At 73.4% G+C, this 25803-nt stretch carries 20 protein-coding genes, 2 tRNA genes and 2 pseudogenes; 8 read left to right on the top strand and 16 right to left on the bottom strand.

Going from position 1 to position 25803, the window contains the following annotated elements; all coding sequences use genetic code 11:
• Positions 1-197 precede the first annotated feature (197 nt).
• Together OV079_RS08765 and OV079_RS08770 are read left to right on the top strand one after the other, a co-directional pair.
• Positions 198-274: transfer RNA gene (locus tag OV079_RS08765), tRNA-Pro, on the top strand.
• A gap of 52 nt (positions 275-326) precedes the next feature.
• Positions 327-400 (top strand) — tRNA-Arg (locus OV079_RS08770).
• A 37-nt stretch (positions 401-437) separates the two neighbouring features.
• On the opposite strand, the gene OV079_RS08775 is transcribed toward OV079_RS08770, so the two are convergent.
• The gene (locus OV079_RS08775; protein ID WP_267767408.1) at positions 438-1226 is read right to left on the bottom strand and encodes a BtpA/SgcQ family protein; all 789 of its coding nucleotides are present in this window, start codon (positions 1224-1226) and stop codon (positions 438-440) included.
• Positions 1227-1590: 364 nt separating this feature from the next.
• Here OV079_RS08775 and OV079_RS08780 point away from each other — a divergent pair, with 364 nt between their 5' ends.
• Positions 1591-2676 carry a hypothetical protein gene (locus tag OV079_RS08780; protein ID WP_267767409.1) on the top strand — a complete coding sequence of 362 codons (1086 nt, stop codon included), beginning with the start codon at positions 1591-1593 and terminating at the stop codon, positions 2674-2676.
• 542 nt (positions 2677-3218) lie between these two features.
• Entirely contained in the window at positions 3219-4343 is a 1125-nt protein-coding gene (locus OV079_RS08785) for a PAS domain S-box protein (protein WP_267767411.1), read from the top strand.
• Between the two features lie 51 nt (positions 4344-4394).
• Here OV079_RS08785 and OV079_RS08790 read toward each other — a convergent pair whose 3' ends face one another.
• From OV079_RS08790 to OV079_RS08835, 11 genes and pseudogenes are all read right to left on the bottom strand, one after another.
• On the bottom strand, positions 4395-5018 hold the full coding sequence (locus OV079_RS08790) for a histidine phosphatase family protein (protein WP_267778485.1): 624 nt from the start codon (positions 5016-5018) through the stop codon (positions 4395-4397).
• A 97-nt stretch (positions 5019-5115) separates the two neighbouring features.
• The gene (locus tag OV079_RS08795) at positions 5116-5352 is read right to left on the bottom strand and encodes a GIY-YIG nuclease family protein (RefSeq protein WP_267767412.1); all 237 of its coding nucleotides are present in this window, start codon (positions 5350-5352) and stop codon (positions 5116-5118) included.
• Positions 5353-5713: 361 nt separating this feature from the next.
• Positions 5714-6016 (bottom strand): HRDC domain-containing protein, encoded by a 303-nt coding sequence (locus OV079_RS08800; RefSeq protein WP_267767414.1) that lies wholly within the window; start codon positions 6014-6016, stop codon positions 5714-5716.
• A 94-nt stretch (positions 6017-6110) separates the two neighbouring features.
• A pseudogene (locus tag OV079_RS55675) lies at positions 6111-6449 on the bottom strand (RQC domain-containing protein); the annotation flags it as partial.
• The gene (locus OV079_RS08810; RefSeq protein WP_267767415.1) at positions 6338-7768 is read right to left on the bottom strand and encodes a RecQ family ATP-dependent DNA helicase; all 1431 of its coding nucleotides are present in this window, start codon (positions 7766-7768) and stop codon (positions 6338-6340) included. The pseudogene OV079_RS55675 and the gene OV079_RS08810, both read right to left, overlap by 112 nt.
• A 611-nt stretch (positions 7769-8379) precedes the next feature.
• Positions 8380-9264, bottom strand: a complete 885-nt coding sequence (locus OV079_RS08815; RefSeq protein WP_267767416.1) for a hypothetical protein — start codon at positions 9262-9264, stop codon at positions 8380-8382.
• Positions 9265-9502: 238 nt separating this feature from the next.
• On the bottom strand, positions 9503-11572 hold the full coding sequence (locus OV079_RS08820; RefSeq protein ID WP_267767417.1) for an MXAN_6640 family putative metalloprotease: 2070 nt from the start codon (positions 11570-11572) through the stop codon (positions 9503-9505).
• Positions 11569-13179, bottom strand: a complete 1611-nt coding sequence (locus OV079_RS08825; protein ID WP_267767418.1) for an ATP-binding cassette domain-containing protein — start codon at positions 13177-13179, stop codon at positions 11569-11571. Before OV079_RS08825 ends, OV079_RS08820 begins: the two co-directional genes overlap by 4 nt.
• A 4-nt stretch (positions 13180-13183) precedes the next feature.
• Positions 13184-13327 (bottom strand): annotated as a pseudogene (locus OV079_RS57480) (ATP-binding cassette domain-containing protein); the annotation flags it as partial.
• A gap of 694 nt (positions 13328-14021) precedes the next feature.
• Positions 14022-15053: a FecCD family ABC transporter permease gene (locus OV079_RS08830; RefSeq protein WP_267767419.1), complete on the bottom strand. Its 1032-nt coding sequence runs from the start codon at positions 15051-15053 to the stop codon at positions 14022-14024.
• A 367-nt stretch (positions 15054-15420) separates the two neighbouring features.
• Positions 15421-16323 (bottom strand): heme/hemin ABC transporter substrate-binding protein, encoded by a 903-nt coding sequence (locus tag OV079_RS08835; RefSeq protein ID WP_267767420.1) that lies wholly within the window; start codon positions 16321-16323, stop codon positions 15421-15423.
• Between the two features lie 186 nt (positions 16324-16509).
• On the opposite strand from OV079_RS08835, the gene rpsD reads away from it, so the two are divergent.
• Together rpsD and OV079_RS08845 are read left to right on the top strand one after the other, a co-directional pair.
• Complete coding sequence (gene rpsD, locus OV079_RS08840; RefSeq protein ID WP_267767421.1) at positions 16510-17127, top strand: 30S ribosomal protein S4; 618 nt, start codon at positions 16510-16512, stop codon at positions 17125-17127.
• A gap of 257 nt (positions 17128-17384) precedes the next feature.
• On the top strand, positions 17385-17534 hold the full coding sequence (locus OV079_RS08845; RefSeq protein ID WP_267767423.1) for a hypothetical protein: 150 nt from the start codon (positions 17385-17387) through the stop codon (positions 17532-17534).
• Positions 17535-17924: 390 nt separating this feature from the next.
• Here the strand turns inward: OV079_RS08845 and OV079_RS08850 are convergent, their stop codons facing one another.
• Both OV079_RS08850 and OV079_RS08855 read right to left on the bottom strand, forming a co-directional pair.
• Positions 17925-18875 (bottom strand): hypothetical protein, encoded by a 951-nt coding sequence (locus OV079_RS08850; RefSeq protein WP_267767424.1) that lies wholly within the window; start codon positions 18873-18875, stop codon positions 17925-17927.
• Complete coding sequence (locus OV079_RS08855) at positions 18758-19516, bottom strand: hypothetical protein (protein ID WP_267767426.1); 759 nt, start codon at positions 19514-19516, stop codon at positions 18758-18760. The genes OV079_RS08850 and OV079_RS08855 overlap by 118 nt, the downstream gene beginning before the upstream one ends.
• 57 nt (positions 19517-19573) lie before the next feature.
• On the opposite strand from OV079_RS08855, the gene OV079_RS08860 reads away from it, so the two are divergent.
• Together OV079_RS08860 and OV079_RS08865 are read left to right on the top strand one after the other, a co-directional pair.
• On the top strand, positions 19574-21589 hold the full coding sequence (locus tag OV079_RS08860; RefSeq protein WP_267767427.1) for a tetratricopeptide repeat protein: 2016 nt from the start codon (positions 19574-19576) through the stop codon (positions 21587-21589).
• Positions 21590-21852: 263 nt separating this feature from the next.
• Positions 21853-23679, top strand: a complete 1827-nt coding sequence (locus OV079_RS08865; protein ID WP_267767429.1) for a DUF2330 domain-containing protein — start codon at positions 21853-21855, stop codon at positions 23677-23679.
• Positions 23680-23859: 180 nt separating this feature from the next.
• On the opposite strand, the gene OV079_RS08870 is transcribed toward OV079_RS08865, so the two are convergent.
• Together OV079_RS08870 and OV079_RS08875 are read right to left on the bottom strand one after the other, a co-directional pair.
• A complete protein-coding gene (locus tag OV079_RS08870; RefSeq protein ID WP_267767431.1) occupies positions 23860-24279 on the bottom strand; it encodes a VOC family protein in 420 nt (139 codons plus the stop codon).
• A 40-nt stretch (positions 24280-24319) separates the two neighbouring features.
• On the bottom strand, positions 24320-25795 hold the full coding sequence (locus tag OV079_RS08875; protein ID WP_267767432.1) for a flavin-containing monooxygenase: 1476 nt from the start codon (positions 25793-25795) through the stop codon (positions 24320-24322).
• Positions 25796-25803: the final 8 nt, after the last annotated feature.

Below are 25803 nucleotides of genomic sequence, written 5' to 3' on the forward strand. Positions count from 1 at the left end.
GGGCCGAGGACCGAGCGGCCGGGCGAGCTGCGGAGAGGGTGCAGTGGCGCCGGCGCGGCCGTGTCGGCCCGATCCTGAGCGCGAGGGCGGGGAGAGGGCGCGCAGAGGACGGCGTCCAGAAGGCCGGCGGGCGGGCGGCGAAGAGGTGTCGTGGCGCTGGATCGCGGCCCAGGGGTCGTGTATGGTCCGGGGCCGCTCGGGGCGTAGCGCAGTCTGGTAGCGCGCCTGCTTTGGGTGCAGGATGCCGGAGGTTCGAATCCTCTCGCCCCGACCAATTTCTTGTTCCACGGCCGTTCGCGGCCTGTTCCACGGCCTCCCGAGGCCCTGCGCCCATAGCTCAGTTGGATAGAGCATCGGCCTTCTAAGCCGAGGGTCCCAGGTTCGAATCCTGGTGGGCGCGCCGCGTTCGCGCCCGGTCGGGACGAGGCCCGCAGAGCTCAGGCGCGGGCGCAGGCGGCCCGGTAGGCGTCGGCGAAGCGACGGGCGCGCTCGGGGTCGACGGGGCCGCCGGCGCGGCCGTCGGCTCGCAGAGCGCTGCCGACGATGACGCCGTCGCACAGCTCGGCGAGGACGGGCAGGGCGGCCTCGGTGGCGCCGCTGGCGACGTAGAGCGGGACGCCGCCGGCGGCCGCCCGTACGCTGCGCAGGTGGTCGGGATCGACGGCCTCGCCGGTGCCGCTGCCGGTGACGAGGACGGCGTCGGCGAGGCTGCGCTGGACGAGGTCGCGGGTCTCGTCGGCGAGGTCGCGGGCGGCGAGCGGGGCGGAGTGCTTGACCGCGACGTCGGCCCAGATCTGGAGGTCGGGCCGCCCGAGCTCGCGGCGGAGACGGAGGACGTCGGCGGCCTGACCCTCGACGACGCCCTGATCGGTGACGCGCGCGCCGGAGAGGACGTTGATCCGCACGCTCGCGGCGCCGACGACGACGGCGATGGCGACCGCGGCGAGGCCGTCGTTGCGCAGGACGTTGATGCCGAGCGCGAGGTCGGGGCAGGCGTCGCGCACCGCGAGGGCGCAGGCGGTGATGCCGGCGATGCTGACCGGAGGGACATGTCCCTTGAAGAAGGGGACGTCGCCGAAGTTCTCGACGACGGCGAGATCGAAGCCGGCCGCGGCGAGGGCCCGGGCGTCGCGGGCGACTGCGCGGGCGAGCGCGGCGACGGGCTCGCTGCTGCGCGGGCTGCCGGGGAGCGGCGGGAGGTGCAAGACGCCGACGAGGCTGCGCATGGCGGCGAAGGTTAGCAGCGATCGCCGCGGGCGCGCAGCCGCGAGCCCGCAGGAGCGGAACGATCTGCGACGTGCTCCGCGAGCTCACGGTCGAAGCGAGCGCGGGAGCCGGGTCGGAGGATCCGACGAGCGCCGGCGCGACATCGCGGGACGGCGACGAGCGGCGATCGTGCGCGTGCGCAGCGAGCTGCGCCGCAGTGATGGAGACAGAGGCGCCTCCACGCGAGGCCGCGGCCGAAGTGGCGGGCCTGCGAGCGGTCGAGCGCGGCGTGCTGCGCAAGCGTTCGCCGAGGGGCGCCGGTGATCGCCCGCACACGAGGCGCACACGCGGCGGCGATAGCGTCGGGCGCAGGAGGTGTTCGGCATGCGGGGGACGTGGACGATCGCGGCGGCGCTGGTGCTCGGAGGTTGCGGCGACAGCGGACCGGGGGCGAGCACCGGCGGAGCGAGCGAGGGGACGACGACGGGGACGTCGACCGACGCGAGCGCGACGATGACGACGGGGCCGACGACGACGACGCCGGAGCCGACCAGCGGGACGACGGCGACGCCGACGACGGGCGAGCCGACGACGACGTCGCCGACGACGGGCGCGCCGGCGGAGTGCCAGACGGCGGCAGACTGCCAGGCGCCGACCTGCCAGGCGCCGACCTGCGAGGCCGGGACGTGCGGGACGATGAACCTGGCCGAAGGGACACCCGTCGACGATCTGCCGGGCGACTGCCGGGCGACGGTGTGCGACGGCGGCGGCGGGACGAAGGAGATCCCGACCGACGATCCGCCGCCGCAGGCGCCCGGGGACTGCAAGCTGGCGGGCTGTCTTCAGGGACAGGTCGAGTACACGCCGGCCGACGACGACCTGCCGAACGACGACAACGACTGCACGATCGACACGTGCATGGCCGGCGAGCCGGTGTTCTCGGCCAAGCCGATGCACAGCCCGTGCGGACCGATGGGCGCCAGCTTCTGCCACTCCGACGCGAGCTGCCAGGCGTGCAAGGAGGTCACGGACGCGTGCGAGGACTACGGCGCGGAGCCGCACGAGACGCAGGCGACCGCCCACAGCCTGGGCGAGATCACGGACGCCGACGCCAACGGGTCGTTCGCGTGCGGGACGATCCAGGGCTCCGGCGACGTCGACTGGTTCACGTTCACGGGGGTCGACGCGTTCCTCAACATGGTCGACCCGTCGCGCACTCTGGTGGCCGAGAACGACGCCGGTCGGCTGTGTGTGTACATGCAGTGCGACAACGGCACGACGTCGGTGACGTGCGGGGCCAACGACACGCCCGACACCGCGCCGATGGGTCAGAAGGGCTGCTGCGGGCTCGGGACGGTGTCGCCGGGGCTGAACTGCACGGGCCTGGACGACTCGGCGAAGGTGTGGATCAAGGTGGACAACCCGGAGATGCTGGCCTGCGTGCCGTACCGCCTCGACTACCACTTCTAGGCGATACGGTCGGGACGCGGCGGCAGGTCGCGTGTCGCTGCTCGACGCGCGCGAGCTGTCTCGAAGGACATGCTCGCGTCAGGCGCGGCCTTCGTCCCCGGCGGCAGGGCCGCGAGTCATCGCGCGCCACGCCCGCCGACGGCGCCCGAGGCTGCGATCTCGCCGCAGACGGGCCTCGTCGACTCGCCTGCACCTGCGGTCATGGCGGGCTCTCGCGGGGCCCGTCTGTGCTCCAGGATCGTCGCGGGGCTCGCCTGCGCGAGCGGTGGCTGTCGAAGGTTTGTCGCATCAGCAAGATTTTCCGGTCGACGCGCCATGGCCCGCCGAGGTGCGCCTGCGAGGCCGTTTACCTCCGGTCACCTGTACGCATCGGCGTGTGAGCGCGGGTCTCGATCGCGGGGCATGTCCACGCGTGCGTCGGCGGCTCCGACGCGCCGCGAGGGACGACGCGGAGCTCTGGCGCGCGCGCCTGCAAGGGCCTCGTAACGCAGTTGTAACCGCGTTCCGCAGTATCGTGCCGCGAAGGCTGACGAGCGATGGCGATGCTGGAGCGACTCGATGCGGTGCGTGCGATCTTCAACAACCTGGACGTCATCGTCTGGGCCGTCGACAGCGGCGGCACGATCGTCGTCTCCGAGGGAGGTGGGCTCAAGCCCCTGGGTCTGCCGCCCGGCACCATCGTTGGACAGAACTTCTACACGCTGTACGGAGAGAGCAGCGACGGGGTGAACAACATGCAGCGGGCGCTCGCGGGCGAGACGCTGGTGGTCCAACACTCCGATCACGGCCACGACCTCGAGTCGCGGTTCGTCCCGGTCCGCGACGCCGACGAAGGCGTGGTCGGCGTCATCGGCGTGACCCACGACATCACCGAGCGCCTGCGCGGCCAGGCCGAGCTGCGCGAGCAGGCCGAGCTGCTGGACCTGGTCCACGACGCGATCATCGTCCGGCGGCTCGACGGCGCGATCACCTACTGGAACCGCGGCGCCGAACGGACCTACGGCTACTCCCGCGAGGAGGCGCTCGGTCGCGACTTGCACGCGCTCCTGCACACCGCCGGCGAGGTGGAGGAGGGCCGGCGCCGGCTGCTGGCCGACGGCTTCTGGGACGGCGAGCTGACGCACACCTGCCGCGACGGTCGGCAGGTGATCGTGGCGACGCGCTGGGTGCTCAAGCGCGACCCCGCCGGCGGAGCCCTGGCGGTGCTGAAGATCGACACCGACATCACCGCGCGCAAGCAGGCCGAGGAGGCCGAGGCGCGCCGGCAAGACGAGATCATCCGCGCCCAGGCGGTCGCCATCGCGGAGCTGTCGACGCCGCTGATCCCGATCACCGACGAGATCCTCGTCATGCCGCTGATCGGGATGCTGGACTCGATGCGCGCGCAGCAGGTCATGCAGAGCATGCTCGCGGGGCTGGCGAACGGGCGCGGCAAGTTCGTGATCCTCGACATCACCGGCGTCCCGGTGGTCGACACCGCGGTCGCCAACGCGCTGCTGCGGGCGGCCCAGGCGGCCCGCTTGCTCGGCGCGGAGGTCATCCTCACCGGCATCCGCCCCGAGGTCGCGCAGACCCTGGTGAACCTCCAGGCCGACTTCACCAACCTGATCACCCGCGGGACCCTGCAGAGCGGCATCGCCCACGCCCTCGGCCGGAAGGGGCTGTGACATGGCCTCCGGGACATGCTCGATCGGGCATGTCCCAGCGGACAGGCGCGCTCAGGCGGTGGTGATCAGCGACGGCGGCAGGTGGCCGGTGTCGTTGTAGTTGATCAGCGCCTCGAAGTCTTCCTGGTAGATCCGGAGCTCCGTGATCCCGCAGTGCGAGCAGTCGAAGCGGCTCCAGGCCTCGTAGGGGAGGCGCAGGGTGTGGGCGACGAGGTAGCGGATCAAATTGCCGTGGGTGAAGATGACCGCGAAGTTCGTCTGCTTCGGGGTGCGGAAGAAGCGGTCGCGGACCTTCTCGACCTGCTTGACGGTGATCGCCCGGTCCTCGGCGCTGGTGAACGGCAGGCCGGGGTGGACGCCGAACTCGGCGATCCGGTTGGCGTCGACGATCGGCAGGACCTCGTGCAGGTACGGCTTGACCTTGATCCGGTCGATGTGGAGCTCGTGCGCGGCGATCTCGGCGGTCTGCAGGGCGCGCGGCCAGGGGCTCGAGAACAGGCCCTCGAACCGGCCCTGGGCGGCGTCGAGGATCTGCGCGAGGCGCCGACCGGTGCGCACGGCCTGGCGCCGGCCCAGCGGCGTGAGGCCCCAGACGGTGTCGCCCTCGTCGCCGATCCGCTCGTAGTGGCCGTGCCGGACGAGGATGACCCGGCTGTGGACGACTTCGAGGCTCATAGGGCGCGGCGGCGCTTTGTAGCACGGGGCCGGCAGGGTCACAAAGGAGTCACGGCGAGCCGCCGCAGCCGCCGCCACAGGGCGAGGTCCCCGGCCACTAGCCGCTCCTTGTCGGCCCGCCGGAGGGCCTTGAGGGCGTACTCCAGCGCCGGGCGTGCCGCGGCAGCTGCCCGCGCTTCCAGGCGATCTCGACCGGCAGCCGCGCCCGCGTGTACTTGGCGCCCTTGCCGGCGTTGTGGGTCGCCAGGCGCCGGGCGAGGTCGTCGGTGATGCCGGCGTAGAGCGAGCCGTCGGCGCAGCGGAGGAGGTAGACGGTGTAGCGCCGCTCGGGCACGGGCGCCGACGATACTCGCGAATCGCCCGGCGCGCGGAGCGAGGCCGCGAGCGGGCGTGGGCGCCGCGCGGGCGAGCGGGCGCTCGCGAGGCCGGGCGGGCCGGCGCGCCGGTTCGCTCACCGGGGCGTGACGGAGGCTGCTCGCAGAGGAGAGTGGAGGGTCGAGACCGGCCTCGTGGCGAGAGCAGGGGCTGCCGCGGCTCGCAGCGGCGGGGCGCGGCGGACGAGCGCGACCCCGTGGTGAGCAGGGACTGTCGCCGCACACCGCGGACGGACGAGCGCGGCCTGCGGTGAGCACGGCGGGAGGTCGGGTTGCTGCCACGGGCGCGCGGCGACGACCGCCGACCTCGGCGTTCGCGGCTCAGCCGGCGGCGGCGATCACCTCGAGCAGGCCGGCGCCGTACTTGTCGGCCTTGGCCGGGCCGATCCCGTGGGCGAGGAGCAGCTGGTCGCGGTTCCGCGGGCGCAGCAGCGCGAGGTCGCGCAGGCTGCGGTCGCTGGCGACGACGTACGGCGGCACCCCCTCGCGGCTGGCGACCTGCATGCGGTGGGCGCGGAGCCGCTCGAACAGCGCCAGGGCGGCGGCGTCGAGCACGGCCTCGGGCGCGCTCGCGCGCGAGCTGGCTTTGGGGGCATGTCCTGAAGAGCCTGTCCCAGAGAGCATGTCCTTGGAGGCAGGGCGGACGCGGCGGCAGCAGCAGCCGCGCCGGCAGCTCGCCGCGCATCACCCGGCGGCCGATGTCGGTGAGGACCACGACGGGGCGGTCGTCGCCGGTGAAGTCGACCCAGCCGGCGACGACGCAGCGGCGCAGCAGGCGGAGCAGCCAGGTGCCGTCGTGCTCGCGCAGGGCGCCGAAGGTGGGCGTGTTGACGAGGCCGGTGCGCTCGAGCCGCTCGTCGGCGGCCCCGCGCAGCAGGCTGACCGCCGCTTGCAGGCCGAAGCGGCGGTGGATCCGGGCGACCGCGCTGAGCGCCTTGCGGACGATCAGGGTGGTGGCCTCGGGGTCGTCGTCGGCGTCGGCCGAGAGCTGGCGGCACACGTCGCAGCGGCCGCAGCCGCCCAGCGCCTCGCCCTCGTCGCCGAAGTAGCGGAGGATCGCGTCGTGGCGGCACGAGCCCCCTCGGCCCAGCGCATCAGCTCGAGGAAGGTGTTCCACTTGTGCTCGACGACCGCCGGGTCGGGCGGGCTGTCGTCGCCGCCGCCGCGCTCGATCAAGCGGCGGCGCAGCGGCAGGTCGCCGGGGGCGATGAGGAGCAGGCCCATGGCGTCCTGGCCGTCGCGACCGGCGCGGCCGACCTCCTGGTAGTAGGCCTCGATCGAGCCCGGCGGGGCCAGGTGGATCACCGCGCGCACGTCGCCGCGGTCGATGCCCATGCCGAAGGCGTTGGTGGCGACGACGACGTCGAGCTCGCCGCGCGAGAAGCGGGCCTGGACCTTCTCGCGCTGCGGGCCCTCCAGGCCGGCGTGGTAGGCCTCGGCCCGCCAGCCGCGGGCGACCAGGCGGACCGACTCCTGCTCGGTGACCTTGCGCGTCGGCGCGTAGACGATGGCTGTCCCCGCGGGCATGTCCTGAGAGGCATGTGCCGGCGGGCGGCTGCCGGGGCCGCGGCCGAGCGCGACCTCGAGGGTGCGATCGACGAGCTTCTCGCGCGACCGGCGGTCCTCCTCCTCGGCGACGTGGAGGGCCAGGTTGGGGCGGGCGAAGCCGCGGACGATCTGCGGGGTGTCGGCGGGCAGGCCGAGCCGCGACAGGATCTCGTCGCGCACCACCGGGGTGGCGGTGGCGGTGCAGGCGAGCACGCGGGCGCGCGGGAGGTCGGCCAGGAGCTCGCCGATCTGCAGGTACTCCGGGCGGAAGTCGTGGCCCCACTCGCTGATGCAGTGGGCCTCGTCGACGGCGATCAGGGGGACGGCGATCCGGCGGCAGATGTCGCGGAAGGCGGGCGCGCCGAGCCGCTCGGGGGCGACGTAGACGAGCTTGTAGTGGCCGCGCGCCATGGCGCCGAGGCGGGCGCTGATCTCGGGCCCGGGCAGGGTGCTGGCGAGGAAGGTGGCCGTGACGCCGCGCGCCTCGAGGGCCCGCACCTGGTCGGCCATGAGGGCGATCAGCGGCGAGAGGACGATGGTGGTGCCCGGCAAGGCGCTGGCCGGGAGCTGAAAGGTGAGGCTCTTGCCGCCGCCGGTGGGCGCGACGAGCAGCAGCCGCCGCCGCTGCATGAGGACCTCGATGGCCTCGGCCTGACCGGGGCGAAAGGCGTGGTAGCCGAGCCGCTGCAGGGCGCCGAGGAAGTCGGGAGCGTCGGCGGGCGCGAGCTCGGACGCGCCCCGCCGGAGCCGGCAGGCCGAACCGTCGCGTCGTGCTCGTGGGCGCCAGGAGAGGTCACGGGCCGACAGGGTGGGCGTTCGCGCGCGCACGCGCAAGCATCATCGCGCAGGGGCCGGCGCGGCGGGCGTGCGGGCTCGTGCGCGCGAGCGCGGGCGAAGAGCTTGGCCGCGGCACGGGGGCAGAGGTGAGCGGTGGAACGAGGCGGAGCGGAGGACGCTCGCGCGGCTCCGGGCGCCGGTTCGGCGGAGGCCGGGCAGCAGAGGTTCGGCGACGGGACGAGGCGGAGCGGAGGACGCTCGCGCGGCTCCGGGCGCCGGTTCGGCGGAGTCCGGGCAGCAGAGGTTCGGCGACGGGACGAGGCGGAGCGGAGGACGCTCGCGCGGCTCAGGGCGCCGGTTCGGCGGAGTCCGGGCCGCAGAGGTTCGGCGACGGGACGAGGCGGGGCGGAGGACGCTCGCGCGGCTCAGGGCGCCGGTTCGGCGGAGTCCGGGCCGCAGAGGTTCGGCGACGGGACGAGGCGGGGCGGAGGACGCTCGCGCGGCTCAGGGCGCCGGTTCGGCGGAGTCCGGGCCGCAGAGGTTCGGCGACGGAACGAGGCGGAGCGGAGGACGCTCGCGCGGCTCCGGGCGCCGATTCGGCGGAGGCCGGGCAGCAGAGGTTCGGCGACGGGACGAGGCGGAGCGGAGGACGCTCGCGCGGCTCAGGGCGCCGGTTCGGCGGAGGCCTCGGCGGCGGCTTCGGCTGCAGGATCGACGGGCTCGGCCGGGGCGCCGCCGAGGCGGAAGACGCGGGCGAGGAGGCCGTTGGGCACGACGAAGGGGGCGATCCGCTGGCGATCGAGGGTGAGCTGCGGGCACTCCGGGGTGCGCCGGTCGGGCCAGATGTCGAGGCCCGAGGCGAACACGCTGAAGCCGGGCTCGCCGGCGGCGCACTGCCCCGAGAGCCAGGTGTCGCGCGCGTCGTGGCCGTCGAGGGCGGCCATGACGACGAGGCGCGGACTCACGGCGGGCAGCAGGACGTCGGCCCAGGTCAGCGCGACGACGTGGGCGCCGTCGACGGCGAAGGTGCGGGCGACGAGCTCGGGCGGTGCGGGCTCGGCGTCGGCGGCCTTGGGGTCGACGGTGGCGTCGATGCGCTCGCACACGAGGCTGACGATCTGCGTGGTCGCCAGCGGCGTGACGCAGGTGACCTCGACGGTGCCGACCTTGCCCTCGAGCCGTTCGTCGGTCCAGGCGTCGAGAGCGGCGGCTTCGCGGATCAGCGCGGCGAGCTCGCGCTCGCGGTCGTCGTCGGGGAGGTCGACCTCGGGGTAGCTGATGGCGACTGCGACCTGGCCGGGCCGGCGCGAGACCGACTTCTCGGTCACCGGGACGAAGGCGAGACCGTCGCTCAGCGGGGCGGTCGTGTAGAGGCGGTCGGGAGTGGCGACGAACAGCGGCGGGGGGCTGCGCGGCTCGCTCGATTCGGCCGCCTGCGGGCGGCAGGCGAGCAAGGCGGCGAGGGACGCGGAGACGGCGACGCCCCGCGCGGAGCGAGCGAGCGCGGCGCCGAGGCTGGCGGCAGCTGTATGTTCGGACAGGTGCATCGGGACAGCTCGGCCGCGGCCGACAGGACCAGAGTGCGCCGTGCGACGGCCGGCTGCAAGACGCGGGGAGGATCTCGTCGGGAGCGGGCAGATCGGCGTCGTTCGGGCGAGCGCGGGTGCGGCGCGAGCGAGGCGGGGCGCCAGCCTCCGAGGCGCGAGGGCATCTGCCAGAGGACGCGAGGAGGCCGGGCGGTGCGGTGCACCTCGACCTCGTGCCCGGGCCGCCGGCCGCAGCGCTTCAGGGCGGCGCCGCCGAAGCGGACGCGACGCAGGCGCGGGGCGACGGTCTCGGTCTCGAGGATGGTGCAGGCGCGGCCGAACCAGACCTCGGCGCGCGCGGCCAGGAATGCGGGGATCTCGGGCCTCGGAAAACCTCCAGAGCGAAGGCCGTCGCGGCGAGATGGCGCTCAGGACATGTTTTAAAAGATAGGCCGGCGCGAGATGCAGCGCGATGCGGGAGCTCGACGGCTGGATGCGCTGAAGCCTGGGGTGTCTTCGCGTGGTGGTGGCGGGCTCGAACTTGGGTGTCTTTCAAGACATGTTCTTGGGGACATGTATTCGCGGCAGCAGCTCGAGGGGGCTCAGGGCATGCGCGCGGGGACGTTCCGGCGCCGGCGCCGGAGCAGGAAGAGCAGGCCCGCGAGGCCGGGGCTGCCGGTGCGGCAGCCGCCGCAGCTGTCGCTGTCCACAGGGTCCGGTCGTCGGTGGTGGTGTCGCTGGCGTCGGTGTCGGTGTCGCTGGCGTCGGCGTCGGCGGTGGTGTCGCCGGTGTCCGCGGCGCCGGTGGCCTCGGGGGCGGGCAGCGAGTCGACGCAGGCGAGGGCGTCGCGGGTGGCGGCGGCGCACAGGTGGGCCTGGATCGACATGTCCGAGAGGACAGGATTGACGACGGCCAGCCAGTAGCCGCCGGGGGGCAGGTCGGCGAGGATCCGCGGCTCGGGATCGGCGCCGTCCCAGGCGAGCTGCGGCGGCTCGACCGGACCGTCCGCGGCGCCGCCGGCGACGGCCTGCAGGGCGAACTCGAGGCCCGGCGCGGGCGCGGCGAGGCCGAACCACAGCGGGCCGCCGGGGTGATCGAGGCGGTAGTAGCGGGCGGTCAGCGAGAAGAAGCGATCGTCGTCGGCGAGCGGCGAGGCGTCCTGCTCGGCGGTGACGCCGGCGAGCTGTCCGGCGTAGGGGTAGCTGTCGCGGGCGCCGGCGCGCGGGCCGGTGGCGAGGTTCCAGGCGCTGAACTCGAGCCAGGCGAGGCGCAGGTCGTCGCTGCGCTCGCGCAGGAGCTCGGCGAGGGCGACAGGCAGATCGGGGGCCTCGCCGAGCTGCAGGAGGGCGTCGACGAGGTCGGGGCCGTGGCGGTCGATCAGGAAGTCCCACCACAGGGCGGTGCCGTAGGCGAAGGCGGGGACGGGGCCGGCGGGCGGTTTGAAGAGGGAGCGGCCGGTGTCGGCGAGGTAGGCGTCGCACAGGCGCAGGAAGTCGCGCGAGCCGGGGCGATAGGCCCGCTCGGCCCACACCGCGGTGCCCTCGGAGAACCACACCGGGAGGTCGACGACGTAGGCGGCCTGGACGGCGTGGAACAGCTCGTGGCTGACGACGGTGTCGACGGCCTCGGCGAGGTCGGCGTAGGCGTAGCCGGCGAAGTCGTTCTCGAGCAGGAGATGGCCGGCGCAGGCGTCGGGGTCGCAGGCGTCGTGACCGAAGTGACCGTCGGCGGCGCCGGCGAAGTCGACGAGGTAGATGTCGAGGGCGTCGCTGCCACCGAGCGGGCCGAGGTCGTGCTCGGCCTCGGTCCGCGGAGGGCGGAGGGCGAAGACGTCGCGGTAGAGGGCGAGTACTTCGGCGGCGGTTTCGGCGACGCGGGTGACGTAGTCGGGGACGCCGTCGGCGTCGAGGTCGGCGAGCGGGACGACGCTCGGCCCGTCGACGCTGTAGTGGACGCGCAGGCCGCCGCCCGGGTGATCGTGGGTGGCGAGGATGTCCTTCGGGTCATATGGCCAGAGGCCGCCCTCGGTCGGCCGCTCGGCGCGCGCGAGGCCGGGGAGCATGATCGCCGCCGCGAGCGCGGCGAGGTGGACGAGGCCGGATGCGCATCGCAAGGGCGGCCGCCCGTGCGAGAGAGCGGGGCCGGTGGCGAGGTCGATTCCGGTGGCGAGGTCGATTCCGGTGGCGAGGTCGATTCCGGTGGCGAGGGCGGTGCCCGTGGCGTCGATGGCGGAGGTGAGGGCGGGGCCGGTCGCCGGGTCGATGCCCGGGACCTCGCGGTCGCCGACGACGCGATCGACGTCGGGTTGTGCGGAGCTGCGAGGGTTCACGGGAGGAAGCTCCAGCGCCAGGTCATGCGCGCGGGGCCGGTGCCCATGGTGCCGTTGTCGTTGCAGTCGTCCTGGCCGGCCTCGTAGTAGGCCTCGATCACCAGCTTGACGGCGCGGCCGTCGGCGAGGCGGAGGGCGTAGGGGAAGCCGGTGGTGGTGACGCAGCCGGTGTAGCCCCACCAGCCGGCCATGCGGTAGGCAGGGCTGCCGGGCAGGCCGGAGCCGTCCTCCTGAAGGAGGCAGGCGTCGTCGTAGTAAGCCTCCGGCGCGAACTCGGCGTCGGGCGGGGCGGCGTCGAGGTCGGCGTAGTCGCCGGCGGGCATGGCGACCGTGACGCACGAGGGGCCCGAGCTGCCGCTGTTGACGCGGATGCCGTAGCGCTTGGCGGCGATGTCCCACGCGCCGCTCTCGAGCGCGGCGACGTCGTCGAGGTCGACCCGCTCGAGGCCGACGTCGGTGAAGCGGAGGTAGACCCAGGGGTTCATGGCGGCGGCCATGGTCCCGCCGGCGGAGGCGTCGATCCGCGAGACCCAGTCGGGGCCGTCCTGCGCGCTCGTGACCTCGGCGTCGCTGACCTTGTCGTCCTGCAAGGAGAGGTCCTGGATCGCGGCGTCGATGCAGGGGACTTCGACGAGCGGGCAGGCGTCCGAGGGCTCGTCGGGGCCGTCAGTGGTGCCGGGCTCGGCCGTGGTCATGGGGTCGCCGCCGGTGCCGGGATCGGCAGCGGTGCCGGAGGTGGCATCGTTGCCGGTCGTGGCATCGCCGCCGGTCGTGGCTTCGCTGTCGGACATGGGACCCTGCCCGGAGTCGCCGCAGGCGGTGAGCAGGGCGAAGAGGATGAGGTGAATCTTGGGACAGGTTGTGAGGGACATGTGCGCGGAACTCGCGGGTGGGAGTGAGGGCGGGGACCGCGGCGACCTGAGGCTGGCCTTCGAGGCAGGTCGGCGGTCAGCATTGGAGGTCGTCGGGGGGCGCGGGAGGACGGCGAAGCCGCGGCCTGCCGGGGCGGGCACGAGGTCGAAGCGGGCGCCGAAGCAGTCGTGAAGGCGCTCCGGGGTGAGGACGGCGGCAGGGTCGCCGTGGGCGACGCAGCGGCCGGCGTGCAGGAGGGCGAGGTCGTCGGCGCACTGGCTGGCGGCGCCGAGGTCGTGGAGGACGAGGACCAGGGCGGTGTCGGTGGCGCGCACGAACTGGCGCAGGCGCGCGAGGATCCGGACGGCGTGGCCGGGGTCGAGGTTGGCGGTCGGCTCGTCGAGCAGGAGGTAGCGGCGCGGGTGCTCGGGGGTGGGCTCCCAGATCTGGGCGAGCACCCGGGCCAGGTGGACGCGCTGCTGCTCGCCGCCGGAGAGGGTCGGGGCGAGGCGGTCGGCGAGGTGGGCGACCTCGGCCAGCTCGAGGGCGGCCCAGGCGATGTCGCGGTCGCGTCGCGTCTCGCCGCGGCCAGGGTGCGGGAGCCGCCCGAGGGTGGCGACCTCGAGGGCGGTGAGCGGGAAGCGCAGGGCGGTGGCCTGCGGCAGGACGGCCCGCAGGCGCGCGAGGGCGCCGGGGAAGCTGGCCGAGCGGGCAGCCGTCGAAGCGGAGGTCGCCGGCGCTCGCGGCCTGCTCACCCGCCCAGACGCGCAGCAGGGTCGACTTGCCCGCGCCGCTCGGGCCGACGACGGCGAGCACCCGCGCGCACTCGGCGACGAGCGAGAGGTCGCGCAGCAAGACGGCGCCCCGGACGTCGACGCGGACCCGCGTGGCCTCGAGGCTCATGCCGGGCCTCGCGGTGCGCTGGAAGGGTGGATGGCTCTCGGGACAGGTCGGCTCGCCGGGAGTATGCTGTGGTGGTTGAGAGATGAGCGCCGAAGTGCTTGCCCATGCGATGCTTTTTCGAGCCTGATCGGTGCGGCGACCGTCGTCGAGCGGTCGGTTGTGACGGCCGGGGGCGAGTGCGCGAGCGAGCGGCTGGGCGGAGCTCCGAACGGGACGACGCCTGCGGGTCTCCGTGCGGCGGGAGCTGTTTGCGCGTGGCTGCTGTTCGGGCGGGTTTGCGGCCGCTGGAGCGCGGATGGGACACGACCGCCGAGCGGGACGGGCTCCCGAGGCCGGGTCCGATCGCCTGACGGGGCGACTCGAGAAAGAGCCGTCCGACGAGCTGCGGCCCAGGGATGGCGTCCGCCGGGGCCGCGCAGGAGGTCGTCCGCGAGAGGGAGCGCGCGTCGGCCTGGGCCTGGCTGGGCCGCTGTCGCGGCCAGTCTCGACAGGTTTGCCGGGAGCTCCCTGCGAGCCGGCTCGCAGGGCAGGCCGTGCGGCGTTCCGGCTTGGCCTGCAATCGCGGCGCGAGGGCGACAGGGAGATATGGCGTTCAGGACAGGTCGGGGCGCCCTGTCGAGCCCTGGCGTGGCTTCGCTCGATACATCAATGATGTCTATCCATGTCATTGATATAGCTTTATTTATAGAAACCATTACACGAGCTCCGTGGCGCGCACACGGGCGAGCAGGGTGAGGAACACCGGAGCGCCGAGGAGGGAGGTCAGGATCCCGACCGGGAGCTCGGCGGGGGCGAGCATGGTGCGGGCGGCGGCGTCGGCGAACAGCAGCAGGCCGGCGCCGCCGAGCGCGGCGGCGGGGACCAGGACGCGGTGGCGCGGGCCGACGAGGCCGCGCAGCAGGTGCGGGACGACCAGGCCGACGAAGCCGATGATGCCGGTGAAGGCGACGCAGACGCCCACGGCGAGGGCGACCTCGGTGATCACGCGCCGGCGCAGGCGCTCGACGTCGACGCCGAGGTGGAAGGCCTCGGATTCGCCGAGGAGGAGGGCGTCGAGGTCGCGGGCGCGGCGCCACAGCAGGCCGCCGCTCAGGGCCACCAGGGGGACGAGGATGAGGGCGACCTCGCGGGTGATGCCGCCGAGGCCGCCGAGCAGCCACAGGCTGAGGTCGCGCAGCTGGCGGTCGTCGGAGAGGTAGCTGAGCAGGCCGAGCGCGGAGCCGGCGAGGGCGGTGACGGCGATGCCGGCGAGCAGCAGGCCGACCATGGAGGTCTGACCGCGCACGCGTGCGAGGGCGTGGACGAGCCAGGTGGCCATGAGGCCGCCGGCGAAGGCGAGGACCGGCTGGGTGAAGCCGCCGGGCAGGACCGGGAGGACGCGGCCGAAGACGATCGCCAGGCCGGACCCGAGCGCGGCGCCGCTGCTGACGCCGACGAGGGTCGGGTCGGCCAGCGGGTTGCGAAACAGGCCCTGCATGGCGCAGCCGGCCACCGCGAGGCCGGCGCCGACGACGACCGCGCCGATGGCCCGCGGCAGGCGCAGGGCGGTGAGGATGTAGTGGTCGCTCGGGTCGCAGGTCGGATCGGGGGCGACCAGGCAGGCGACCGCCCGCGGCAGGTCGAGCGCGGCGGCGCCGACGGCCAGCTCGAGCAGGACGCCGAGGACGACGAGGACGGCGAGGCCCAGCAGGACTGGGCGGACGCGTCGGACCGTCCCGGCGGGCATGCTCGCCTGGACCGGGATCAAAAGGCGGCTCCTGGGCGGGACGGACGGGGCGTGGTCGAGTCGCCCGGGGACGGGCAGGGACGCCGGGACTCGGAGGTGCCGGACGCCGGAGTCACGTGCGCGCAGTGCGGGCGAGGGGCTGGGGGGTCGCACGGGGATGGGCGGGGACGCCGGGACTCGGCGTCGACGGACGCGGGCGTCACGTGCGGGCGGGCCAGGACGCGTCCTGCCTGCGGGGACATGCGCGCTCGGACAGGTTGCGCTGCTCTTGAGAGCATGCGCGAGCGGACAGGTTGCGCTGCTCTTGAGAGCATGCGCGAGCGGACAGGCGGCTCTGCCTTCGAGGACATGTGCGATCGGACAGGCCTCACGGGGCGGCTCCCTCGCCGAGCTCGGGGTGCAGGGCCACCAGCAGCTCGCGGACGCCCTGGCCGACGCGAGGGCCGAAGCCGAGCAGCTTGAGGTCGTCGACGGTGACGACGCGCTGGGCACGGCCGGCGGGGGTCTCGGCCAGGCCGGGCAGGGCGAGCAGGCCCGGGACGCCGCCGAGGCTCTCGAGACCGCGCGACGGCAGGACCACGAATTCGGGGGCGGCGGCGACGACCGCCTCGGCGCTCCACGGGCGCATGCCGGTCAGGGCGTCGCCGGCGTTGTCGGCGGCGGCCAGGCGCACCAGCTCGGCGCCGGTGGTCTCGCGGCCGGCGACGAGCAGACGGCCCGGTCCGCGGGCGTAGATGAACAGGACGCGCGGGCGCGAGGTGACGCGAGCGCGCAGCCGATCGGCCTCGGCGAGGTCGGCCGCGAGCGCGGCGAGCACCTCGGCCGCCGCCTCCGGCCGACCGATCGCGGCGGCCGCGGCGGTGATGTTGCCGCGGGCGGCGTCGAGGTTCTCGCCCGCCGGCACCAGCTCGAGGCGGACGCCGGCGTTGCGGACCTGCTCGAGCGCGGTGGCCGGACCGGCTTCGCTGCTGGCGAGCACGAGGTCGGGGCGCAGGCCGAGCACGCCCTCGGCGGAGAACTGGCGGTAGTAGCCGACGCGCGGGAGGGCGGCGGCGCTCTCGGGATAGAGGCTCGAGAGGTCGACGCCGACGACGCGATCGCCGGCCCCGAGCGCGAACACGGCCTCGGTGATCGAGCTGCCGAGAGTGACGATCCGCTGCGGGGCGGTGACCTGCGCGGCCGCGGGCGCCGGGCTGTCCCCGGGGACAGCACAGGCCGGGACCAGCGCGAGGGCGAGGACGAGCGAGCGGAGGACGGTCGAGGCGGACATGCAGCTCCAGGCCGATGACACCGCGAGGCGGTCGGTCCAGGCTTGTCGGTAACACATTTTGAAAATGGAAATCAAAGTTAATTTCTTGAGCCTTCGTTTCAAACCGCCCCCCACAGGGTCATCGCGGGGACTTGACATGTGATTTTGAAAATTGATATCAGTTTGCCTCTCGCTCGGAAGCGCACCATGAGTCGTTACACCGGACCTCGTCTCCGCATCCTCCGCCGCCTCGACGTCGACCTCCCGGGGTTGACCGCCAAGTCGCGCGAGAAGCGGCCCTATCCACCCGGACAGCACGGGCAGGCGCGGCGCAAGCGGCCCTCGGCCTACGGCATGCAGCTCGCGGAGAAGCAGAAGCTCTGCTTCAACTACGGCGTCACCGAGCGGCAGATGCGGCGCCTGTTCGCCGAGGCGATCGCGGCGAAGGGGGTGACCGGCGAGGTGCTGCTCGAGTACCTCGAGCGCCGCCTCGACAACGTGGTGTTCCGCGCCGGCCTGGCGCCGACGATCCCGGCGGCCCGCCAGCTGGTGACGCACGGCCACATCCGCGTCGACGGCCACCGCGTCGACATCGCGTCGTTCCGCGTGCGCACCGGCGCCGAGATCACGCTGCGCCCGCGCAGCGTCGACCTCGACATCGTCCAGCGCGCGGTGGCCACGCCGACCCGCATCCCGCTGCCCGCCTGGCTCGAGTGCGACCTGCCGCACCGCCGGGTGAAGATGGTCGGCACCCCGCGCGGCGACGGGGCCCCGTTCGAGCTCGATGTCCAGCTGGTGGTCGAGTACTACGCCCGCTTCTTCTAGGAGTCCCATGCCGCGCCCCTCGACCCCCGACAATTCGCTGATGGCGCTGATGGTGCGCCGCTGCGGCCTCGACGCTGCGGCGACCGAGCAGCTGCAGCGGATCGAGGCCGCCGCCTGGGACCTCGTCGCCGACGGCGTGACGCCCGACGTGCTGCGCGCGGTGCTGGCGGTCGTCGCCGACGTCGCGCCGGCCCCGACCGGCCTGCCGCCGCGCGCGCCGGCTGCTGCGGAAGTTCGCCCTCGCCCGCGACGCCGGGGTGCCAGCCGACGTGGTGGCCTGCTTCACCGAGGACGCGCTGCGCATGGCGCTGCTGATCGACGACGCGTTCCACCGCGGCCACGCGATCGGCCGCGCGGAGGCGACGACGCCGATCGACGGGCCGGCCCGCGGGGCCTGGCCGCACTGACATCGGACTCGACGTTCGCGGCGGGCGTCGGCCTCGCCGGCGCAGCGGGACGATCCGCGAGGGCCGCTCTCGGCCCTCGGTCGCTCGCGCTGCCTCGGGCCGACAGGCCGTCGCACCGGAGTTCACGACGCGCGGCGTCGCATGTCTTGGAGGACATGTCCGGCGCTCATGGGTCGCTCACGCTCTCACGAGCGGACCCGCTGCCGCACTGGAGTTCACGACGCGCGGCGTCGCATGTCTTGGAGGGCATGTCCGGCGCTCATGGGTCGCTCCTCTCGGGCTGACCTGCTGCCGCATCGGCGTTCACGACGCGCGGCGACGCATGTCTTGGACGACATGGCCGCGAGGTCATGCTCTCAGAAACATGTCCTTCAGGGCATTCTCTTCGCGTCAGAGCGCCTGCGCGGCGATCCAGCGGAACACGGCGGGGCCGGTGCCGCGCATCAGCTCGGGGTCGGGCTCGAGCGCGTCGACGCGGGCGAGCTCGCCGTCGGCCGTCAGCACGTAGAGGTTGCGCGGGGCGGCGGGCGGCAGCAGCTCGAGGCTGAAGTCCTGGTCGTCGCGGCTGTGGAGCAGGAGGTCGCCGTCGTCGTCGATCGCCAGGGCCCACATCGGCACGCCCTGGAACCGCTCCATGCCGGCCGACGAGACGCGCACGATCTCACCGGCGGTCAGGCCGCCGACGTCCTGGGTGTCGCTGACGCAGGTCCAGGCGGCGAAGCGGGCGCTCGGCGAGGCGACCGGCGGCTGGCCGCCGACGCAGGGGGACTGCTCCGCGCTCAGCAGCTCGAGGCGGGCCTCGTCGACGCGCATGGCGGCGCCGCGGGTGGTGACGAACAGCAGGGCGCGGCCGTCGGCGCTGGCGCGGGTGAACAGCTCGCCGGTGTCGCCGATCAGCGGCCGGCCGTCGTTCTCGCCGGTGGTGTGGTCGTAGCGGCGGACCACCAGGCCGTCGCGGAACACGTAGTGGCGCGGCGAGATTGCGGCGATCAGGCGCGAGGGGTCGGTCCACTCGGGGGCGTCGGCCGCGACCGCGCACGCCGCCTCGGGCTCGCCGACGGCCCAGCGCCACACGCGGCAGCTGCCGTCGGCCCCGCCCACGCTCAGCGCGCTGCCGTCGGGGTCGACCGCCGCGAGCCCGCAGCTCGGACCGGGACCGGCGCAGCGCACCCGCTGGGTCCGCGCCAGCGGGACGTCGGGGAGCCGGGCCGCGCCGAGCTCGGTCAGCGTGGGCGCGGCGTCGTAGCCCTCGTTGGGCCGCGGGTACCTGAGCGCAAGGACATGTCCGTTGGGACCTGGCCGCAAGAACCCGTCCTCGGGGACACCTTGGAGGACGAACACGACCGGGGCGTCGGGGGCGCCCACGGCCCCCAGACCTCGGCGCAGCCGGCCGGCAGCGGCCAGGCGAGCGGCACGACAGCGGGCGGCTCGCCGGCGGTCGGGGTCGCGACGCGCGGCGACAGCGGCACCAGCTGCAGCTCGGCCGGGCAGCCGGCGGTCCACCACAGCGCGCCGCCGGCGGGGGCGAAGCCGGTGGCGTCGGGGGCGAGGCGGGCGGGCAGGGCGAGCGGCAGGGTGCGCTCGCCGACGAGGTCGACGTAGCCGGCGCGGAGGGTGCCGAAGCTGTCCCCGAGTTCATGTTGCCAGCCGCCGTCGCCGGCCCGGATCAGCGCGCCCTGGCCGCGCGGGTCGAGCTCGACGACCAGCGGCTGGACGTCGGCCTCGGGCCCGGGAGCGGCGGGCAGGAGCTCGCGCTCGACGAAGCGGCCGGCGTCGTAGATCGCCAGGGTGCGAGCGCCCCCCTTGTCGCGCTCCGACGCGATCCACAGCGCGCGCGCGTCGACCGTGGGCGGGCCGCAAGCGGCCAGCCACGCGACGACCAGGGCCGCCGCGCCGGTCAGCCCGCGGACGCCCGGGCCCGCGGGCGCGCGCGGGGCCGTGGCTTGTGACTTCACTCCCCCGCCTGGTGTCGCCGTGACCACCACCCCCAGGGTACCAGCCTTGCGCGCCCGGTGCGGGTTTGGCAGGCTTCGCGCCTCATGTCCGGCGACCCCAAAGACCCTGATTACGACGACACCGAAGGCGACCTCGAGCCCGGCGAGCTGATGTTCGAGGAGGGCGACGAGGAGGAGGGCGCAGCCTCGGAGGAGGAGATCCAGGAGGCGGCCCAGGCGATCGAGCTCGTCACGCTGCCGGTCTCGTGCACCAACGAGGGCAAGGGCGCGCCGCTCGGCATGGGCATCCAGCGCTTCTGGGCCCAGGAGCTGGCCGAGGCCGGGGTCCGGGCCGCCGCGCCGGTGTTCACGGCCATCCAGGAGCAGAACGGCCGCCGCGCGCCGGCGCTGATGATCTTCCGCGAGCCGTGGACCGACGACCGCGCGCTCGAGGGCATTGGCCGGTTCGCCAACGCCAAGTTCGGCCTGGCGACCGACATGTTCGCCCAGGAAGACAAGGTCACGCTCACCGCCCGCCTGGTCGCCATCAAGCCGGGGCCCGCGCTCGAGACCGTCGACACCTTCACCGCCGAGACCACCGCCGATCAGCTGCCCGGCGAGGTGTTCGTGCTGACGCAGAAGATCGCCGGCGCGCTCGGCAAGTCGGTGGCCAAGCCGACCTGGCAGGACGCGTTCGGCACCGCCAACGTGCAGGCGATCATCTCGTTCCTGGTCGGCCTCGGCAACCTCAGCGCGCTCCAGGGCCGCTGCGTGCCGACCACCTCGGACCAGCTGCTGTCGCCGCTGATGGACGCCCTCGGCCGCGCGCCCGAGATGGACGTGACGATGCAGGCGCTGCACGCGATGACCGACATCCTCATCGCCGGGCAGCCCGACCAGGCCGCCATCCCGCTGTCGGTGCAGGCGCTGTCGATCGCCGCGCAGAAGCGCAAGAACGACCAGGGCGCGTGGCACCACCTCGCGCTGGTGCTGCGCCGCGTCGGCGACCTCGGCTCGGCGGTGCAGGCGTTCCAGCAGGCGATCAACCTCGGCCCGCAGAACGCCGCGGTCGCGGCCGGCTTCGTCGACACCCTGCGCGCCGCCGGCGACCTCGAGAACGCGCTCAAGGTGGCCCAGTTCGCGGTCGAGAACGGCAACGAGGGCCCGGTGGTGATGGCCCAGCTCGGCAGCCTGCTGATCGAGAACGACCAGTTCGACGAGGCCGAGCCGTTCCTCCGCCGCGCCGTCGAGGAGGGCAAGGTCCCCAGCGCCTACGGCGACCTCGCCAACGTGCTGTGGGAGACCACCGCGGAGGACCCGAAGAAGATCCAGGAGGACCGCGACGAGGCGCTCGCGCTGCTGGCCCAGGCCATCGAGCAGCCGTCGATCCACAAGAGCACGCTCGACATCCTGCTCGACCTCCACGAGGAGGAGAAGCTCGAGAAGGCGACCGTGCTGATGCTGCGCGCCGCCGAGAAGCACGCCGAGAACGCGACCGTGCTGCGCTACGTCGCCAGCATGTACCTCGAGGGCGACGAGCCGGCCCGCGCCCGCCCGTACCTCGACGCGATCCTCAAGCTGCAGCGCCGCAGCCTCGACGACGACGCGTTCGCCCGCCGGGCGATCCTCACCCTCGAGGTCGACAGCTTCGAGGACCGCTACGACCAGGCCATCGACTACGTGCGCAGCGGCGACCCGCAGAAGCACCTGGCCGCGGCCAAGTTCCTGCGCGAGATGATCGGCCGTGACCCGCGCTACTGGCAGCCGCACCTGATGCTCGCGCTGGCCGTGCGCGACAGCGAGGGCGACGCCTCGGCGCTGTCGCACCTCAACGACGCGGTCCGCCTGCGCCCGAACGACGCGGAGATCCGCAACCTCATGGCGGCGATCCTGCGCAAGCAGGGCCGCGCGCGCGAGGCCGTCGAGCACCTGCGCGCGGTCGTGGCGATCAACCCGCGCGAGATCGAGCCGGTCGTCAACCTGGCCTCGGCGATGCGCGACGCCAACATGTTCGACGAGGCGCGCCAGGTCTGCGGCGCGGCGCTGCAGATGATCCCGGACCACCCGGAGTTCAAGCGGATCCTCGACAGCCTGCCCCCGCCGCGGCAGCGCCAGAACTGAGCCGCGCCGGGCGACCCGGCCGGAAACCGCGACGACGCGCATGCCGGAGAGCTCCGGGGTGCGCGTCGTCGGCGTTTGTGGGGCGCGAGGCTGGGCTCCAGTAACGCTGTTCGTCAGCGATGTCGTGAGCGAAGGGCCCGCGCCCGGCGTGGTGCATCGGCGCGAAGTGGTTCAGCCTGATTTCCGCTGACTTGTCGCCCCCCCGGGCGACTGCCCCGGTGCGGGGCTTTTACCAGCGAACCTGGCGAGCGGGAGTGTCCGTAATGCGAAGCCTTAATTGGAATTGTTGGAGCCGGATCCTCGGCGCGTGTGTGGTCCTCGGCGCGGTCGGGACTTGGGCGACGCCGCAGGCGGCCGAGGCGTGCGGCGGCGTGTTCTGCGACGGCGGCCTGCCGAACTCGATGCCCGTCAATCAGGACGGCGAGAACGTGCTCTTCGTCCTCAATCAGAACGAGGTCGAGGTCCACATCCAGATCAGCATCGACCCCAACACCAACGCGCAGAAGTTCGCGTGGCTGATCCCGATCGCCCAGATCCCGGAGTTCGAGGTCGGCTCGCAGCCGCTGTTCGACGCGCTGCTGAACTCGTCGGTGCCGACGTATCAGCTGCAGCAGACCTTCGAGGTGTGCGGCGAGGACGGCATCTCCGGCGGCCTCTCGAGCGCGAGCAACGGCGACCCGGGCCTCAGCAGCGGCGACGGCGGCACCGGCACCGAGGGCAACGACAGCGGCGGCGAGGACCCGGTGGTGTTCAAGACCACCGCGGGCGCGTTCGAGATCGTGGTGCTGCAAGATCAGACGATCGAGCCGATCAAGCAGTGGCTGATCGACAACGACTATCAGTGGATCGACGGCTCGGAGATGGTGCTGCAGCAGTACCTCGACGAGGGCCAGGTGATCGTCGCGCTCAAGCTGGCGGCCGGGTCGGACGGCGGCGACGTGCACCCGATCGTGCTGCGCTACCCGTCGAACGAGAACTGCTTCCCGCTGCGGCTGACGCGGTTCGCGTCGATCGAGAACATGGACATCCGCGTGTTCGTGCTCGGCAATAGCCGCGCGGCGCCGACCAACTACCGCCACGTCCTCGTCAACCCGCTGAAGATCGACTGGCTGCAATTCGCGGCCAACTACAAGGACGTCATCACCAAGGCGGTCGACGACCTCGAGGCCGAGGGCCTGGCGTTCGTGACCGAGTACGCCGGGCCGTCGAGCGTGGTCCAGCCGTTCGCGTTCAACTTCTACAGCACGTCGTGGAACGAGTCGGCGTTCGTCGGTCTGCCGCCCGAACAGGTCGTAAGCACGCTCAACGATCAGGGCCTGGCCAACTGCTTCGGCGCCGACTTCTGCTTCTACAACCACCCGCTGGTCGAGAGCCTTCTCAACGACTTCCTGCCGGTGCCCGACGGCCTGTCGGCGGAGGAGTTCTACGCCAACCTGCCGGCCTACGCCGACCAGATCGACGCGATGGCGTGGGGCGACGGCAGCGCGTTCGCGCAGGCGCTCGACAGCCGGATCATCGCCCCCGGCGAGCGCGCGCAGGAGCTGATCGACACCTACCCGTACCTGACGCGCATGTACACGGTCATCTCGCCCAACGAGATGATCGCGGACCCGATCTTCCACATCAACCCGGACCTGCCGGAGGTGCCGAGCTTCCGCTCGGCCACCGAGTACAACCTGTGCGACGGCAACAGCGTGGTCACGCTGCCCGACGAGCGCGAGATCTTCGTGCCGGGCGGCGGGCCCTGGCCGGACTTCATCGGCGAGATGTGGTGGGCCGAGGAGGTCCAGCAGGTCGCCCTCAAGGGCAAGCCGATGCACCTCGTCAACAACACGGCCGCGATCAACAAGAAGATCGAGGAGTGGAACCTGGCCCACGGCTGGCCCCGCTTCCCCGAGGGCGCGCCGACGACCAGCGCCAGCGATACGGACACCGACAGCTCGGGCAGCAGCGGGCCCGACTCTGCCACCGGCGGCGGCGGGCAGAACGACGCCGCCGGCTGCGGCTGCCGCAGCGACGGCGGGCCGGGCGGGGGCCTGCTCGCGCTCGCGGGGCTGGGTCTGCTGGCAAGAGGTCGCCGCCGACGCTGAACGGCGAGCAGCCCCGCCGCCGCTCAGCGCCGACGGCGAGAGCGAAGTCCGGACGATCTGCGCGGCGGCGGCCGTGGCCGGTCGCCGACGCATGGCCCGGGGACATGCGCGCAAGGGCATGTCCTCCACGACACGTGAGCGAGGACATGTCCTTCACGACATGCCCATTTTATAAGAATCTCAGAAGTCGATGACGACCGAGCGGGCGGAGAACTTGGCGGGGCCGTGGAAGACGGCCTCGACGTTGTTGCCCTCGGGGTCGAGGAGGAACGCGGCGAAGTAGCCGGGGTGGTAGGGGCGCTCGCCCGGGGTGCCGTTGTCGCGGCCGCCCGCGGCCAGGCCGGCGGTGTGGAAGCGCTCGACCGCGCCGCGGTCGGGGGCCTGGAACGCGAGGTGGACCCGGCCGGTCAGCTGGCCCAGGGCGGCCTTGCTCTCGGCGCTGGAGATGAAGAGCTCGTCGTACCACACGTGGTCGTCGGCCTCGCCGCCGCGCGGGATGCCGAGGGCGCCGAGCACCGCGGCGTAGAAGCGCTTGGCCGCGGGGAGGTCTGCGACGACGAGGTGGATGTGATCGATCAGGCGGCCGCGGTGGAGCTGCATGCCTCACCGTAGCCGATCACCCGGCGCGCGCAACGCCGACTCAGGCGACGGGCTGGTAGTCGCGCAGATCGAGCTGCCGGGTGCGCAGCCAGTAGCTGACCGTAAAGCCAGGCCACAACGCGGCGGCTCGCCCGTCGGCCGTCTGGTACCAGCTCTTGCAGCCCGACGACCACACGGTGCGCCCGAGCTGCTCGTAGAGCTCGCTGGCGAAGGCGCTCTGGACCTCGGGGCGGACGTCGAGCGCGCGCAGGTTGCGGTCGCGCAGGGTGGTGATGCACTGCAGCGCGTAGCGGACCTGGGCCTCGATCATGAAGATCATCGAGTTGTGACCGAGGCCGGTGCCCGGGCCCATCAGCAGGTAGAGGTTCGGGAAGCCCGACACCGTGATGCCGAGGTACGTCTCGGGCGCGCCGCGCCAGCGCTCGTTCAGCTCCTGGCCGTCGGCGCCGACGATCTCGATCGCGGACAGGTAGTCGGTGGCGCGGAAGCCGGTGCCGAGGACGATGGCGTCGACCTCGCGCAGCACCCCGTCCCGCGTGCGCACGCCGGTCGGCTCGACGCGCTCGATCGCGTCGGTGACGAGCTCGACGTTGGGCCGCGTCAGCGCCGGGTAGAAGTCGTTGGAGATCAGGACGCGCTTGCAGCCCATGCGGTAGTCCGGCGCCAGGCGGGCGCGCAGCTGCGGATCGCCGACCTGTTGCTGGAGGTGCCGGCGCGCCAGCGGCTCGACCAGGCGCATCAGTCGCGGGCGCAGGAAGGCCAGCGCGCGCGCCTCGTGCTGCCAGTAGAGGCCGCTCCGCACCAGCCGCTGCAGCGCTGGCACGCGCGCGTAGACGCGGCGCGCGAGCTCGCCGATCGCGTGGTCGGGCTTGGGCACGATCCACGCCGGGGTGCGCTGGAACAGGTGCAGGCGCCGCACGACCGGGGCGATCTGCGGCACGAACTGGATCGCGCTCGCGCCGGTGCCGATGACGGCGACTGTCTTTTGGGACAGATCGTAGTCGTGGTCCCAGCGGGCCGAGTGGAACGTCTTGCCCGCGAAGGTCTCGAGCCCCGGCAGGTCGGGGTAGGCGGGCAGGTGCAGCGCCCCGTTGCCGAGCACCAGGGCGCGGGCGGAGAAGCGTTCGCCCCCGCGGGTGCGCACGTGCCAGCGCCCGGCGGCGCGGTCGAACGCGGCGTGCTCGACCTCGGCGCCGAAGCGGATGTGACGACGGACGTCGTACTTGTCCGCGCAGCGCTCGAGGTATTGCTGGATCTCCGACTGCAGCGGGAAGGCCCGCGTCCAGTCCGGGTTCTGCTCGAACGAGAACGAGTACAGGTGCGAGGGGATGTCGCAGGCTGCCCCGGGGTACGTGTTGTCGCGCCACGTGCCGCCGACGCGGCCTGCCTTCTCGAGCACGACGAAGTCGGTGATGCCGACGCGGCGCAGCTGGATCGCCATGCACAGGCCGGAGAAGCCGGCGCCGACGATGACCACGTCGACGTCGCGGGGAGCGCTGGCGGTGGAGTCGGACATCGGGGCGC

This window comes from Nannocystis pusilla (assembly GCF_026626665.1).
In the GTDB taxonomy this organism is placed as follows: domain Bacteria; phylum Myxococcota_A; class Polyangia; order Nannocystales; family Nannocystaceae; genus Nannocystis; species Nannocystis pusilla.